The organism is Shewanella sp. AC91-MNA-CIBAN-0169 (assembly GCF_040310165.1).
In the GTDB taxonomy this organism is placed as follows: Bacteria; Pseudomonadota; Gammaproteobacteria; order Enterobacterales; family Shewanellaceae; genus Shewanella.
In genome coordinates, this window is record NZ_JBEOPM010000106.1 from 1 (window position 1) to 274 (window position 274).

Genomic DNA, 274 nt, shown 5'->3' on the forward strand with positions numbered 1-274 from the left:
CAATAGGGCCGTCGGTTTCTTTGGGTTTTTCGGGCAAATAGCGGCTCACCATATTTAATAGCACCTCGGGTGCAAATGGTTTGGCCATATAATCAATCGCGCCTAAGCGCATTGCCTCTACCGCATCGTCAATAGTTGCGTAGGCGGTCATCATTAATACCGGTAAATCGGGGTAATTTAATTTAATACTGCGCAGTAAATCTAGGCCGCTCATAGCGCCCATTTGCACATCGCTCACCACTAACGAAAAGGATTCTTTTTTTAGTAGTAACAT

General features: G+C 44.9%; 1 protein-coding gene. It reads right to left on the reverse strand.

What is annotated here, in order from left to right:
- Positions 1-274 (reverse strand): response regulator (locus tag AAEY98_RS22310; RefSeq protein ID WP_351019763.1); only part of this gene is annotated, 274 nt, incomplete at both ends.